At 34.9% G+C, this 15039-nt stretch carries 15 protein-coding genes; 7 read left to right on the top strand and 8 right to left on the bottom strand.

Annotation, left to right across the window (positions count from 1 at the left end; genetic code table 11):
• The first annotated feature begins 78 nt into the window (after positions 1–78).
• Positions 79–453, top strand: a complete 375-nt coding sequence (locus tag ACQ65V_RS11695; RefSeq protein ID WP_430468039.1) for a hypothetical protein — start codon at positions 79–81, stop codon at positions 451–453.
• A 10-nt stretch (positions 454–463) separates the two neighbouring features.
• Here the strand turns inward: ACQ65V_RS11695 and hutH are convergent, their stop codons facing one another.
• A complete protein-coding gene (gene hutH / locus ACQ65V_RS11690) occupies positions 464–1999 on the bottom strand; it encodes a histidine ammonia-lyase (protein WP_430468632.1) in 1536 nt (511 codons plus the stop codon).
• 126 nt (positions 2000–2125) lie between these two features.
• Between hutH and ACQ65V_RS11685 the strand changes: the two genes are divergently transcribed.
• Entirely contained in the window at positions 2126–3478 is a 1353-nt protein-coding gene (locus tag ACQ65V_RS11685; RefSeq protein ID WP_430468038.1) for a redoxin family protein, read from the top strand.
• 67 nt (positions 3479–3545) lie between these two features.
• Here the strand turns inward: ACQ65V_RS11685 and ACQ65V_RS11680 are convergent, their stop codons facing one another.
• The gene (locus tag ACQ65V_RS11680; RefSeq protein ID WP_430468037.1) at positions 3546–5141 is read right to left on the bottom strand and encodes an NAD(P)H-hydrate dehydratase; all 1596 of its coding nucleotides are present in this window, start codon (positions 5139–5141) and stop codon (positions 3546–3548) included.
• Positions 5142–5226: 85 nt separating this feature from the next.
• Between ACQ65V_RS11680 and ACQ65V_RS11675 the strand changes: the two genes are divergently transcribed.
• Both ACQ65V_RS11675 and ACQ65V_RS11670 read left to right on the top strand, forming a co-directional pair.
• Complete coding sequence (locus ACQ65V_RS11675) at positions 5227–5751, top strand: GNAT family N-acetyltransferase (RefSeq protein ID WP_430468036.1); 525 nt, start codon at positions 5227–5229, stop codon at positions 5749–5751.
• A 104-nt stretch (positions 5752–5855) separates the two neighbouring features.
• Positions 5856–6947 carry a T9SS type A sorting domain-containing protein gene (locus ACQ65V_RS11670; protein WP_430468035.1) on the top strand — a complete coding sequence of 364 codons (1092 nt, stop codon included), beginning with the start codon at positions 5856–5858 and terminating at the stop codon, positions 6945–6947.
• 43 nt (positions 6948–6990) lie between these two features.
• On the opposite strand, the gene holA is transcribed toward ACQ65V_RS11670, so the two are convergent.
• Positions 6991–7998: a DNA polymerase III subunit delta gene (gene holA / locus ACQ65V_RS11665; protein WP_273292913.1), complete on the bottom strand. Its 1008-nt coding sequence runs from the start codon at positions 7996–7998 to the stop codon at positions 6991–6993.
• 131 nt (positions 7999–8129) lie between these two features.
• Between holA and ACQ65V_RS11660 the strand changes: the two genes are divergently transcribed.
• The 3 genes from ACQ65V_RS11660 to ACQ65V_RS11650 all read left to right on the top strand — a co-directional run bounded on the left by ACQ65V_RS11660 (position 8130) and on the right by ACQ65V_RS11650 (position 10536).
• Positions 8130–8579: a type I restriction enzyme HsdR N-terminal domain-containing protein gene (locus ACQ65V_RS11660; protein WP_430468034.1), complete on the top strand. Its 450-nt coding sequence runs from the start codon at positions 8130–8132 to the stop codon at positions 8577–8579.
• Positions 8580–9572 (top strand): glycosyltransferase family 2 protein, encoded by a 993-nt coding sequence (locus ACQ65V_RS11655; protein ID WP_430468033.1) that lies wholly within the window; start codon positions 8580–8582, stop codon positions 9570–9572.
• 106 nt (positions 9573–9678) lie between these two features.
• The gene (locus ACQ65V_RS11650) at positions 9679–10536 is read left to right on the top strand and encodes an OmpA/MotB family protein (RefSeq protein WP_430468032.1); all 858 of its coding nucleotides are present in this window, start codon (positions 9679–9681) and stop codon (positions 10534–10536) included.
• A gap of 58 nt (positions 10537–10594) precedes the next feature.
• Here ACQ65V_RS11650 and ACQ65V_RS11645 read toward each other — a convergent pair whose 3' ends face one another.
• The 5 genes from ACQ65V_RS11645 to ACQ65V_RS11625 all read right to left on the bottom strand — a co-directional run bounded on the left by ACQ65V_RS11645 (position 10595) and on the right by ACQ65V_RS11625 (position 15035).
• On the bottom strand, positions 10595–11197 hold the full coding sequence (locus ACQ65V_RS11645) for a hypothetical protein (RefSeq protein WP_430468031.1): 603 nt from the start codon (positions 11195–11197) through the stop codon (positions 10595–10597).
• 86 nt (positions 11198–11283) lie between these two features.
• The gene (locus tag ACQ65V_RS11640; protein ID WP_430468030.1) at positions 11284–12369 is read right to left on the bottom strand and encodes an AMP-binding protein; all 1086 of its coding nucleotides are present in this window, start codon (positions 12367–12369) and stop codon (positions 11284–11286) included.
• The gene (locus ACQ65V_RS11635; protein WP_430468029.1) at positions 12369–13304 is read right to left on the bottom strand and encodes a CPBP family intramembrane glutamic endopeptidase; all 936 of its coding nucleotides are present in this window, start codon (positions 13302–13304) and stop codon (positions 12369–12371) included. The genes ACQ65V_RS11640 and ACQ65V_RS11635 overlap by 1 nt, the downstream gene beginning before the upstream one ends.
• Before the next feature lie 2 nt (positions 13305–13306).
• Complete coding sequence (locus ACQ65V_RS11630; RefSeq protein ID WP_430468631.1) at positions 13307–14341, bottom strand: o-succinylbenzoate synthase; 1035 nt, start codon at positions 14339–14341, stop codon at positions 13307–13309.
• Between the two features lie 4 nt (positions 14342–14345).
• Positions 14346–15035: a DUF2490 domain-containing protein gene (locus ACQ65V_RS11625; protein WP_430468028.1), complete on the bottom strand. Its 690-nt coding sequence runs from the start codon at positions 15033–15035 to the stop codon at positions 14346–14348.
• Positions 15036–15039 lie beyond the last annotated feature (4 nt).

Genomic DNA, 15039 nt, shown 5'->3' with positions numbered 1-15039 from the left:
TAGAAAATAAACACTAAAAACTCCTCAATATTTGAGGAGTTTTTTTATATATTAAGGGAACCTTTGAATTATTAAATCATGAAAGAATCCCTAACCTTCGACTTTTGTGATATGACGATTTATGATCACTATGTCGTTGTTGTTATGAAAGAAGGAGTAAATATTACACCAGATTACAACAATGTTTTGGTGGAAGTAACTGACGCTTACTATGCGGACAAACCTTTCGTTTACATAACACATAGAGTCAATTCGTATTCCGTAGATCCAAAAATCTACTATGAAACTGCAAAAATTGACAATCTAATAGGGTTTGCCGTGGTCTCCAGTAATTATAAAGCCAAGGTTAATGCTCAAATTGAGCAAATGTTTTTTACCAAATCTTTTGAAATATTTACCGAATTAGATGACGCTTTTAGCTGGGCCAATGAACTTATAGAAAAGAATAGCTAGAGTGTGAACATCAATGTTTTTCCACACCATAATTATTTAAAAACAACTCCTCTACTTCTATATCAACCTCTTTAATAAACCGTATTGAAGCTTCAATATCATTATGTAACACCTGATCTTCTTTTATAAATGGAACGACCTTTCTATAGTGTTCCAAGAAAGACTCAAGTAACGGAGACGTTTTTAATGGTCTTCTAAATTCTAAGGCTTGTGAAGCATTCATTAACTCAATAGCAATAATGCGCTCTACGTTTCTAATTAATGTGTGAGCTTGAGTTGCAGCATTGGCTCCCATACTTACATGGTCTTCTTGTCCATTACTAGAAACGATACTGTCCACACTAGCAGGTGAAGCCAATTGTTTATTAGCACTAACAATACTAGCTGCTGTATATTGTGGTATCATAAAACCAGAATTCAATCCAGGATTATCTACGAGAAACGCTGGCAAACCTCGTAACCCTGAAACTAATTGAAATATTCGGCGTTCAGAAATATTACCGATTTCAGCCATAGCAATTTTTAAATAGTCTAAAGCCAAAGCTAAGGGCTGCCCATGAAAATTACCACCAGAAATTATCATATCCTCATCAGGAAAAATATTTGGGTTATCCGTAACAGCATTAATTTCTGTTAAAATCACTTTCTCTACAAAATCCAGAGTATCCTTTGTAGCTCCATGTACCTGAGGAATGCATCGGAACGAGTATGGATCTTGCACATGTTCTTTTTCTCTATTGATGAGTTCACTTCCTTCCAAAAGTTCACTAAATCTCCTTGCAACTTTTCTCTGACCTGGATGTGGTCTTACATCATGGACCAAATCGTGAAAAGGATCTAATCTCCCATCAAAAGCATCTAAAGAAATAGAGGCTATGATATCTGCCATATATGATGTTTTGTGAGACATCAATAACAAATAAACACCATAAGCACTCATAAACTGTGTGCCATTTAAGAGCGCCAAACCTTCTTTAGCTTCAAGTTTAATGGGCTCCCAACCATATCTTGTTAAAAGTTCTGAAGCTTCAAAATTTTCACCGTTATGCACAACACTTCCCTTTCCTAAAAGCGGTAAAGCTAAATGTGCTAAGGGTGCCAAATCACCTGATGCTCCCAATGACCCTTGTGTAAATACAAAAGGAAATATATCATTATTAAAAAAGTCTATAAGCCGCTCAATGGTCTTTAACTGCACACCACTATGTCCATAACTTAATGATTGAATCTTTAAAAGCAGCATCACTTTAACAATGGATTCTGGAACACGATCACCAGTGCCACAAGCATGAGACATCACAAGGTTTTCCTGAAGCTTCGTTAAATCCTTATCTGAAATCTTTACATTATAAAGCGATCCAAAGCCTGTATTAATTCCATAAATTGGCTTTTTATTATTGGCTAGCTTTTCATTTAAATAAGCTTTACAGGCTGTTATTTTATCAATTGACTTCTGAGAGAGTTTTAATTTTTTATTTTCTTTAAAAATATTGTATATCGTAACAATATCAATTGTTTCAGAAGAAATGATATGATAGTTATCCATAGATTCTAAGTTATATCCTTCAAAATTGAGAATATTTTTTGGTTTCACAACAATTTGTTAATAAATCATATTCTCTTGAATATCTCCTTATAATTTATATTTTTGATACTCAACAAAACATTAATTATGAAAAGATTATTTGTCATTTGTATTGCAGTTTCCCTCTTTGCATGTAAGGAAGAACCAAAAATCGATTATGCATTACTTTCAGGTAAAATTGAAAATCCTGCTAATAAGGTTGTTACTATTCTAAACGGCAGAGAAAAAGTAAAAGAAATAGCTCTAAACGACGATGGAACCTTTGCTGATACTCTAAAAATTGAAAATGGCACTTACACTTTCGATCACGGAAGGGAAATAGCTTATCTATACTTAGAACAAGGTGACGATATTAATGTTACTGTAGATACAAAAGAGTTTGATGAAAGCATAAAGTTTACTGGTATAGGATCTGAAAATAATAACTATTTAGCCAAAAAAGTTTTAGCTGATGAAAAATCTAACTTAGATTTTGCAAAGGTGTTTGCTATGGAAGAAGCAGAATTTCTTGCTACTATGGATGAAGTAAAAAGCACTAAGTTAGAATTGCTTAAAAGTGCAGAAAACATAAGTGATGGCCTCAAAGCTATAGAAAAGAAAAATATTGATTATGAACATTTTGCAGACCTTCAAAGCTATAAGTCTTACCATGCTTATTATGCAAAAAAAGAAGAATTTAAGCCTTCTGAGGATTTTATAAAGTTATTGCAATCCGTTGATTATAATAACGAAGAAGATTATGCCAAGCTTGACAGTTACAAAAGACTGGTACAGGGTCATTACGCATCTAAAATAAGTGACAGCAAAAATCCATCTGAAGTTTTTGAAGATATCAATAACAACACGTTTTCAGCTCTAAAGGCTGATCTTTCCAATAGATTACGTTATGATATTTCGCCAAATAATGAGCATAATGAAGCCTATTACAATGGCTTAATGGCCATGTCTTCTGATGAAAAATTCAAAGAAGGATTAACAGCTAAGTATGACAAAGTAAAGAAGCTGGCAAAAGGAATGCCTTCACCAGAATTTGTAGAATATGAAAATCATAAAGGTGGCACAACATCTCTAGAAGACCTAAAAGGAAAGTATGTCTATGTAGATGTTTGGGCAACTTGGTGTGGACCTTGTATTAGGGAAATACCTTCACTAAAAGAAGTAGAAAAACAATTTCATGGTAAAAACATTGCATTTGTTAGTACTTCTATTGATAAAGCCTCCGCTCATAATACTTGGGTAGAAATGGTGAAGGAAAAAGAACTTGGAGGTGTGCAATTAATGGCTGATAACGACTGGAATTCACAATTTGTAAAAGACTATGCCATTGAAGGCATCCCAAGGTTTATCTTAATTGATCCTGATGGTAATATTGTTAGTGCGGATGCACCAAGACCATCCAATCCTAAATTGGTGAAGATGTTTAATGAATTGAAAATATAATTAGTGGAATAAGTAAAAAAAGCCTTCGAAATGAAGGCTTTTTTTTATGTTCTATAAGCAAGAATCTCTATCGTTTTTTAGGCCTCCCTCTTTGTTTTTTCGCTTTTTGTTGCTGTTCTTCTTGTGCCTCTTCCTGTGGTTCTTCGGGTTGTTTAAATAAATCGATATAAGCTTTACCAATATAATCTATAATGTGGCTTGCAATTAAACTTTGGTAGCCATAATCCTCCAAAGCAATATCTGCTGACTTCCCATGAAGATAAACACCAAAAATAGTGGCAGCCAACTGCTCGTAACCTTGAGCAACCAAACCAGAAATTATCCCGGTTAGCACATCTCCACTTCCTCCTGTTGCCATACCTGGATTCCCTGTGGTATTTACATACAGTTTATCACCAAATACGGTGATACTATGAGCACCTTTAATCAGTACAATAACCTTGTATTTTTTAGAGAATGCCTTAACTTTTTTAAGTTTTTCAAAATCGTCTGACCACTTCCCTATCAAACGTTCAAGCTCTTTAGGATGTGGTGTTAAAATGGATTGCTCAGGTAATAATTTCAATAGCGCTTTTTTCTTTGAAAGAATATTCAATCCATCAGCATCAATAACCAAAGGGGCTTTATTTGTTTTCAAAAAATTTTCTAAAGCACTTATTGTTTCATCCTCTGTTCCGAGTCCAACACCTACTCCGACCACTGTTGGATCAATATTGAAATTAATATTACTAATAAAATTGGGTTTTTCATCTGTAATCACCATAAGTTCTGGCAACGATGTTTGCAAACTCTGGTAACCACATTCTGGTACGTAAGCCGTTACCAATCCTGCACCAGAGCTGAGTGCAGCTTTACAGGCCAAATTTACAGCGCCAATTTTTCCATAGCTTCCACCGAGAATCATAACATGACCAAAATCACCTTTGTGCGAAAATTTATCCCTAGGTTTATAAAGCGGTAAAACTTCTAACTTTGCGATAAGCTCTGCTTCCGTTTCAGTTTGCATGAGATAACCTCTATCAATGCCAATATCCAAAACTTCCCATTGTACTGTATATTTAGCTGTCTCTGGTAAAAAGAATACCAATTTTGGAGATTGAAAACTTAAGGTATAACCAGCGTGAACTACGGCATTTTCATCCTCAACAGCTTTGTCTGTATATAATCCTGAAGGAATATCTATTGCTAATGTATAGGCCTTAGAAGATCTCCACCATTGAAATAACTTCTGAACCCATTCGTTAGGTGGTCTATTCAACCCAATACCAAAAACAGCATCAACGATTATATCTCTTTCTTCTATAACAATTTCCGAAAAATCTGCGCCACAACTCAACATAATTGGCCATTCCTTGGTGACATCCTTTATACGGTCATAATTGATGAGAAAATCTTTAGACCGTTTATCGCTACAATTAACAATATAAGTCACCACATTATAACCATGTGTAATTAAATGACGAGCCAAAACCAAACCATCACCTCCATTATTACCAATACCACAAAACACATGAATAGGCACTTGTGCGCCTTGCATTCGCATATGAATCCAATTGAATATTTGGGTACCTGCGCGTTCCATTAAATCTGTAGATGAGATGTTTTGGCGTTCGGTAGTGAGTTTGTCACCTTCGTAAATTTGCTCTTTCGATAATATTTTCATGTAATAATTCTGTATATTAAATGCTATATTGTTATGTAAAAATAACATATTCCCAGCCAACCGAATAAAAACTTCTCGATGTTTAATGACTTCAGGAAATTCATTTTATACACAAAGACTTCATGTTAGACCAATAACAACAAAGGATGCACCTTTTATTTTGGAGTTAATGAATACACCAAAATGGATTCAGTTTATTGGCGACAGAAATGTAAGAACCGTTGAAGAGGCAGAAAACTACATTATAGAAAAAGTACTTGTACAGTTTAATAAACATGGTTATAGCAACAATGTTATTTTAAGAAAAGATGATAACGTAAAACTTGGCACTTGTGGCATATACCATAGAGAAGACAGGGAAGATCCAGATATAGGTTTTGCATTTCTTCCTCAATTTGAAGGTAAAGGCTACGCCTATGAAGCTGCCAATAAATTAATGCATGTGGCGCAACAAGACTATGGATTAACCGAACTAAGCGGTTATACCTTAGAAGAGAACGCTGCATCACGAAAACTATTAGAGCGATTGGGCTTTAGCTTAAAAGGTTTAGGAAACTTGCCCAACAGTGATGATGAGTTATTGCACTACCATAGGGTTTTAGATTTTTAAAGTCCATTAACTTTTACACTTTACCCCAAATTCTTGTGGCTTATGTAATTTTTAATGCCCAAATCTTTAGAATTGCTACATTTAGACATTATTCAAAATGTTCTATGGTAAAGCAAGCATGTTTTAATATCATTCTATTTTGTTCCATTTTATGTGTTAGCGCACAGCAATTCACTCTAAAAACCGATTTAAGTGACTCAGTTAGTGAAACTTCAGGATTACTGTATTTAAACAACACGCTTATAACCCACAACGATTCTGCAACAACCAACCAACTGTTTGATGTGGACACCTCAACTGGTATGGTGACTAGAACCGTAACTATAACAAATGCCACAAACACAGACTGGGAAGATCTCACACATGATGACACATATATTTACATTGGTGATTTTGGAAACTACCAAGGTGACCGAACCAATTTAAAAGTCTATCGTATAGCGATAGTAGATTATTTTGCTAGTACGTCAGTAACAGCAGACGAGATTAATTTCAGCTACAGTAACCAAACCGATTTTACACCTAGCCCTTTAGCAACAAACTTTGATGCTGAAGGCTTAATTCATTATAACAATAATTTATATGTGTTTTCAAAAAATTGGGTGGATGGCAACACCAACATCTATCAATTACCCAAAACACCTGGAACACACAGTCTTTCTATGGTTGACACAATAGCCGCAGAAGGTCTAATTTCCGGTGCAACATTTAATATTCTGAGTAATGCTGTAATGTTGATTGGTTATGATGCAAACGGAGCATTTTTAATTGAGCTAGAGAGTTTTCATTCTGGTTTGTTTTCTAATGGGAGCGTTACGAAAACTTCCGTAAGCGTGCCAGCAAATTATTCGCCACAGATTGAAGGTGTCATTCCGTTGAATGTGGATGAGTACTATGTTTCAGCTGAGGAAAATTCTTCACTAAATGCTGGTTTGTACAGTTTTAATACTTCAACTTTAAGTACTTCTGACATAGAAACTGAATCTATTTCTTTTTATCCAAATCCTGCTAAGAGGCTAATTACTTTAAGTCAAAATAATCTTGAAACAAAGATTTATTCCATTACTGGGCAATTGGTAAAAACCTCCAACAAGAAACAAATTGACATTTCTGATTTGAATTCTGGTGTCTATTTAATTAAAATTGAAGAAAGTTCTAGTGGTAATGGCGTAACAAAACGATTGATTGTTGAATAGGCTTTGACCTTTCAAACTAAACAGGGTTACGATTCGTTAAGTATCAACCCAGAATCCTAACCAACAACTCTTTAAGCAAATCACCTTGCGGCACAGCATTGGCACCTACACCTTTTCCTTTTACATCAAACTCACGAAGCAACGAAATAACAGCACTCACCTTTTTCATCGGATAATTACGAGCAGCTGTTAAATATTCATTTACAAAATACGGATTAACTCTTAGGGCTGAAGCTACGCTTCGAGGGGACTTATCATGCATGCCATGAAGGTGCAATAATTGAGAAAAGAAACTAAAAAGTAGTGAAACCGTAACCACCATAGGGTTATCCTTAGGGTTATCTGCAAAATATTTTGCTATTTGGTGTGCTTTTACCACATTACGCTCACCAACCGCTTTTCTAAGTTCAAAATTGTTGAAATCTTTACTTATCCCAATGTTTTCTTCAATATGCTCTGGAGTAATCTGAGTGCCTTTTGGGAGAACGATTTTTAACTTATCGAGCTCATTATTCACTTTACTTAAATCAGTTCCTAGAAACTCAACAAGCATTTGGGCAGCCTTTGGAGAAATATCGTAACCTTGCCCTTTAAGTACACGCCTTATCCAATCTGGTACTTGATTGTCGTATAGTTTCTTACTTTCAAAAACAACACTTCCATGTTTATTTAATGCCTTATATAACGCTTTACGTTTATCTATTTTTTTGTACTTGTAGTTAATGACCAAAACTGTGGTTGGCTGCGGATTTTCGGCATATTTTGCCAATTGTTCAATGGTTCTACTTAAGTCTTGAGCCTCCTTGACAATAACCACCTGTTTTTCCGCCATCATTGGATAACGCTTGGCGTTACTTACAATATCATCAATAGAAACATCACGGCCATAAAGCACCATTTGGTTAAAACCTTTTTCAGCTTCATCTAGCACATTATCTTCAATAAAATCCGAAATCTTGTCTATATAATAGGCTTCCTCACCCATGAGAAAATAAATGGGCTTGATGTCCCCTTTTTTAATCGCGCCAACTAGTTGTTTTACTTCGTCCAAAGTTTTCTAAAATTCCAAAGTTTAAAACTCTAAATTCCTAAAAATGAGCATACACTATTGGAATTTGGAGTTTGTCTATTGAATATTGCTTTTATGTCCTTAAATTTGATTGAAATATTACAACTTAAGCATTGCAAGACCTCAACTTTCCTAAGTTTGAATACCGACTCAAAAGTACAGAAAATAAAGTTTCTATTTTTGATGTCATTCGGAAAAAATTCATCATTCTTCAACCCGAAGAATGGGTAAGACAGCACTGTGTCCATTTTTTAATCAATGAGAAGAAATTTCCTAAATCTCTAATCAATGTTGAAAAGGAATTGACCATTAACGGATTGAAAAAGCGGTACGATATTGTGGTGTTTAATCCTGATGGGAGTATTCACCTTATGGTTGAATGTAAATCATACAATATAACCATAGACCAAAGCACTTTTGACCAAATTGCACGTTATAATTTACAACTAGATGCGACTTATCTTATGGTAACCAATGGAATTAATCACTATTATTGTGAAATGGATATGCAAGCAGAACGTTACGTGTTTTTAAAAGATATTCCAGATTATACCTCAGTATAAATGTACACAACAAAAGACATCGCAGTAGTAATTTTAAACTGGAATGGTAAAGCATTACTCAAGCAGTTTCTACCTTCGGTTGTCAATCATTCTGATGGTGCTAAAATCTATGTTGCGGATAATGCCTCAACGGATGGTTCCGTTTCTTTTGTTTCTGAACATTTCCCAACATTAACCACCATTCAGAATGCAGAAAACGGTGGTTATGCCAAAGGTTATAACGATTCCTTAAGATATATTGAAGAACCACTACTCTGCCTTTTAAACAGTGATATTGAAGTGACTGAAAATTGGTTAAAGCCCATTGTTGATGAGTTTAACGCGAACATTCAAACTGCTATCATTCAACCAAAAATATTAGACTACAAAAACAAGGATTATTTTGAATATGCTGGTGCAGCTGGAGGCTTTATAGATAAATACGGATATCCCTTTTGCAGAGGTCGCATTTTTGATACCATTGAAAAAGATAACGGCCAATACAATGATACCATAGATATCTTCTGGGCATCTGGAGCTTGTTTTTTTATTAAAAATTCCGTGTTTAAGGAACTAAACGGGTTTGACCAATCCTATTTTGCCCACATGGAAGAAATTGATTTATGTTGGCGAGCTTTCAACACCAACCACAAGGCAAGGTATGTAGGAACCTCAACCGTTTACCATGTTGGTGGTGCTACATTGAGCAATACCAATCCAAGAAAAACCTATCTCAATTTTAGAAATAGTCTATTCACGCTCGTAAAAAATACAGATTCTAATGTTTTTATAAGAACTATTGTTAGAATGAAGCTTGATGGTATAGCCGCAATGCGATTTTTGTTTCAACTTAAGCCGAAATATTTTTTCGCTATTTTTAAAGCCCATCTATCTTTTTACAAGTATTTGAGACAAATTTTAAGTCAGCGAAAACAACTTCCAAAACGGCCAAATTACTATAGAATCAATTCGATTGTTTGGGCTTATTTTATCAAAAAGAGAGAAAAATTTTAATTGTTTATAAAACTGTTAAAATTTTTGTTAATCATTGTTCAGCCCACTATTCTTTTCAATAATTTTGATATGTTAAAAATTAACAATTAAAACTAGTATCAAAATTATGAAAAAACTAATGTTATTAAGTGTTTGCTCAATGGTGTTGTTAGCATCTTGTGTGTCGAAGAAAGAGTACGCGGCGCTTGAAGCAAAACATCAAGAAACCCAAGATTTATTGAATTCTGCGACTGTAAAACTAAATAAATGCCTATCTGATGCTGCTGCTGCTAATGCTAGAGTCGAAACAATGAAAGACCAGTTGGCTGACATGAGAAAGAGCAATGAAGCCTTGATAAAAAGCTCACAAGATTTAACTGAGCTTACCAGTAAAGGTGCAGAAAACCTTGAAAAGTCATTAGAAAGTCTAAGAGAGAGTAACCTTAAAATTACACGTCTACAAGATGCGTTATCTCGTAAGGACAGTGTTACACTTGCTATTGTTACAAGTCTTAAGAAAGAAGTAGGTCTTAACGATCCTGATATTGAGGTGAATGTTGAAAAAGGGGTTGTATTTATCTCAATCGCGGATAAATTATTATTTAAAAGCGGGAGTTATACTGTAACTAACCGTGCTAAGGAAATTTTAGGAAAAGTTGCTAAAGTAGTAAACAGCAAGCCTAATTTTGAAGCTATGGTAGAAGCACACACCGATAACGTACCTTACAGCAAGCCACCTTTATTAGATAACTGGGACTTGAGTGTAAAACGTGCAACTTCTGTGGTAAGAGTATTAGAGGAATTAGAAGTAAACCCACAACAATTGGTTGCTGCTGGTCGTAGTTACCACGTACCTTTAGTTGAAAATGATACTGCTGAAAACAGAGCAAAAAACAGACGTACAAGAATCGTTGTGATGCCAAAAATCGATCAGTTCTACGAAATGGTTGAGGAAGAAATGAAAAACCTTTCTGCTCAGAACTAAAATCTTGTAGATATAATATGAAAACCCAATGCGATGGCATTGGGTTTTTTTGTTAATATCAATCTTTAATAACAGCTATAAGTTCTGGTAATAAGGCAATAGCTGTTAAGACCACAGCATTACTTTTCTTTTTGGTGGTTTTATTTGAATCCTTAGAGTCCGCTTTTGCAACTTCATCTTTTCTATTAGGAATACGTATCATTACTACTGAATTTTCAGAGTCTTCAATAAAGTTTTCTTTTGCAAACTCATAAGCGAGCTCAATGCCATCTTCTTCAAAAGTTTTCACACTAGACTTTGGATGTTCAATAACATATAGTAGTTTTTTTATGTCAGTTGCTTCAACTTGAGTAAGTGCAATGCCACTAAAACTTGAATATGTAACAATACTAATGAGATCGTCCTCAGTAACTCGCTTAGTCAACAATTTAAAAGCTTGTTTTAGAATTACCTTATCTTCTGTATTGAAATCATCAGCGTAAGTCTCAATAAGGAATGTGATGTTCTTTGTTTCGGTCGAGTCGGTTTGAACACTATAATGTTCTACTATAAATGTAATAAGGTTATCAAGTGTAACTGATTCTGTTTCAATGTTTTTTTCCTGTGCAAAACTTGCCGATGTCATCATCAAAGCAAGTAATAATGTGAATAGTCGTTTCATTGGTTTGGTGTTTATAGTTGATATAAAACTATGCACCTTACCTAGAAAATAAAACTGGAAATGAGTGAAGTATGCGTATGAATGAGTTAACTACTCAAAACCGCTTTTATGGTTTTTTTACGCTGTATTTTTCCTGTTGTGGTTTCAGAAAATTTATCAATGACATAGATTTTCTTTGGGATTTCAAACTTATCCAATGTTTTTAATTCCTTAATATTCTTAAGAATGTGCTCTGTGGATTCTTTTGAATTTTCAACAATGAGAACCAACTTTTCACCTAGATCAGTGTCATCTTCTCCAGCGATAATATAACGCTCATTGATTATAGGTTGCAATTTTTCCTCTATTTGCTCAGGAAACAGTTTTACTCCACCTGAATTTATGACATTATCGTAACGTCCGAGTAATTTAAAACTGGTTTTAGATTGTAAATCAACAATATCGTTGGTCACCAATGGCTCTTTAACCAGATTAGGTGCATGCACAATCAAACAGCTTCTATCATCTGTGGTAAATTCAACATTAGGCAACGCCTTAAAATATGGTTCTCCGTCACCTGCTTTTGATTGCAGTTGTCTAACAGCCACATGTGTAACGGTTTCAGTCATACCATAAGTTTCGAAAAACTTTGAAGGTGCTTCTTTAACTTTTTTCAGCAATGGCTTGGTTACCATAGAACCACCTACAATTATGGTTTTTATATTGTTGACATAATCTATAGTATGCTTTAACTGAAGCGGCACCATAGCACAAAAGTCATAGTGCTTTTCGTAATTAAATATCGGTTTTGAACTTGGCTCTACAAAGTCTATTTCCAATCCCAATACCATAGCTCTTACAAACATCATTTTACCAGCAATATAGTGGCTAGGTAAACAATGTAATGCTTTATCGCCAGGTTGCAATCCAAAAAAATCACCAGTAGCAATGGCAGAGTTTACCATAGCCTGTTTCTGTAGTTTTATCTTTTTAGGTTGGCCGGTGGAACCCGAAGTCTTAACGACCAAGTAATCATCATTGTTTAACCAATCGATTAAAAAATTACCTATTTCTTTTTCGTAAGGGTCTCCTTCTTTTATAACGCTATAGGCAACTTCATTTAAATCTCCATGATTAAAATGAATTCCATTAAACTTAAATCGGTTATGAACTTTATTGAAAGTAGGTGTCATTATTTAATAATTTTATAATCTTCTTTTTGTGGAGGAACTACTTTTCCGAATAAACGCTCTTTCCAATTGTTCCATCCGTAGCGTTTAGATAGAATCAACAACATTATTGGATATACTACCAAAACAGGAACTAATATTTCACCAATAATACTCATTGATGGTTCTGCGGTGCTTCTAAAAATGGCATCCGTTTGTAATGCTGTCCAGTCTGCAGTTACCAATAGCGATGCCAATAAATTGTTACCTAAATGAAATCCTAATGCGAGTTCCAATCCATCATCCATCAAGGTCATTATACCCAGTAACAATCCTGTACCAATGTAGAAAATCATCATTTTCCAGAATCCTATAGCTCCAACTTCTGGGTTGGCACTATGTGCAATACCAAATAGTATTGAGGTAAATATCAATGGAAACCACTTATTCTTAGCCAACACACCGAGATGTTGCATAAGATAACCTCTAAACAAGTATTCTTCTAAACCGATTTGAAATGGAAATAAAATAATACTTACCAAAAAGAGGATAGCAAACTTGCTGGCATCAAACTGAAAAACGATCTCTGAGGAATCTATTGAATATGCTACGAAAAAGCTTACTAGAGTAAATACGGCTATCATCATAAACGAAAAGAAAACCCTACCGAAATCCACCTTGCTTCTTCCTGTGGTTAGGGATAATATACTGCGTTGATGTACAAATTTCACTAATAGAAACAATAGTCCTAATAATATAGCAAATGGCGCTAAGTTTATGGCCAAATTTAAGCTAGAAGGTATATTTGCGAAAAGCTCGTAAGCAGCATCTAGATCAGATTGATCATAGGTTAAATAGATTACAAAATTTATAAAGAAAACGCCTCCAACAATAACCGTTGTTAGAAAAAACATCCATAAATAAAGCTGGCCTTTGTAGGCTTGTTGTATATAATTCATCGCTATAAATTAAAATTCCAAGGTTGTTGATTATCGTATTGCAAAGTACCATTTTTTACGGTTAATGGCGAATCAAAGTTGTTGGTAAATAAACTTCCCGTGCCTAATCCTTGTGGCAAACTATTTTTAAGCGTATAGGTCCATTGGGAAATGGCATTCAACCCTACATTACTTTCAAGAGCGCTTGTTATCCACCATTTAATATTTAGTTGTTCAGCTAAGTTAATCCATTGCTGACTTCCGCTAAAACTACCAATCAAACTCGGTTTTAAGATGATATATTGCGGTTTTATGGTTTGAAGCAAATCATTTTTGTCTTCTTTAGCGAACACACCAATCAACTCTTCGTCCAAAGCGATAGGTAAAGGCGTGACTTCACAAAGTTTTGCCATGGCTTCAAATTGCTTGGGTTTTATGGGTTGCTCAATCGAATGAATTTTATATTCTGAAAGACGTTTCAATTTCTCTAAAGCTTCATCCTTTGAAAAAGCGCCGTTGGCATCCACACGCAATTCTATATCAGAAACCGAAAATTCTTTTCTAATGGATTTAAGGATATCTAATTCCGTTTGAAAATCAATAGCACCAATCTTCAGTTTAATGCAATCGAAACCAGATACAATTTTGTCCTTGATTTGTTGGCGCATAAAACTCTCGTCACCCATCCATACCAAACCATTAATGGGAATACTATCAAACCCTTTCGTAAATGCTGATGGAAATAAGGTGAATTCATCTGCGCTTTCCAAAGATTTAAACGCGGTTTCCAAACCAAATTGAATACTTGGAAATTCAACAAGCTCACTGACCAAGTTTTCTTTACCTAAATTGATGTTTTCACAAGCCCATTTCAGTCGTTCTTCGTAATCAGGTCTGTCATCAACGCTCAAGCCTCTTAAAATACCACACTCACCTATACCTCTTTTTCCGTTTTCCTCCAGAATAATAAACCAAGTCTCTTTTGTAGTCATCACACCTCTTGAAGTGCCACTTGGCCTTTTAAAGTTTAGAATATATTTATGATAGGTGGCTTTAATCATTTTAAATATTGTGGTGCATGCTAAATTGCAATTGCCCTTTTCCCCAAGCATTGGTCTTTTGGTTCATCCAACCGAACTGAAAACGAATTTTCGGATTCAATACATAGCCAACACCTAAATAGGTTCTGTTTCTATCAAATAGCTGCACTTCCCTTCCGTCTCCAATATCCATTTGACCATTGATAAACAATTCGTTATATAATGCCAAATAAACGGCTTTCGGACTCAATTCCTTGGAATTTAAAGGCACATTCAAAAACAAGTTATAACGATAGCGTGTTCTAAAATCTTGATTTTCAACAAATCGCTGTTCGTATCTAAAACGATGCGTTAAGTAAAATCTATTGCCCAACTTTTGAGGAATCAATGCTTCTTGATAGATTCTGCTCTCTCCAGAGGTTTCATCGCTTTCTCCGAATTGACCTGTGGTGACGTTACCGTAACCCAACGTGAATTTTACTCCAGCATCTTTAGGCGAAAAGGTAATCCCGGAGCGTAATAACAACTGCTCCATATCGCCGAGACCTTGCCAATCTCTATATTGAAAATCCCCTTGAAATCCCCATTGACTATCTTTAAACTGATGGCTAAAAAAGTACATGTACCACGCTCCGGTTTGCGATTCGTCAACTTGTGAAAAGCTACTGTTTAAGGCTAAAAAGAATACTAAAATTAATAGTTTAAATTTCATAAAT

This window comes from Winogradskyella ouciana, from assembly GCF_965284585.1.
GTDB classification, from domain to species: domain Bacteria; phylum Bacteroidota; class Bacteroidia; order Flavobacteriales; family Flavobacteriaceae; genus Winogradskyella; species Winogradskyella ouciana.
This window is presented reverse-complemented; position numbering and strand designations above follow the sequence as displayed.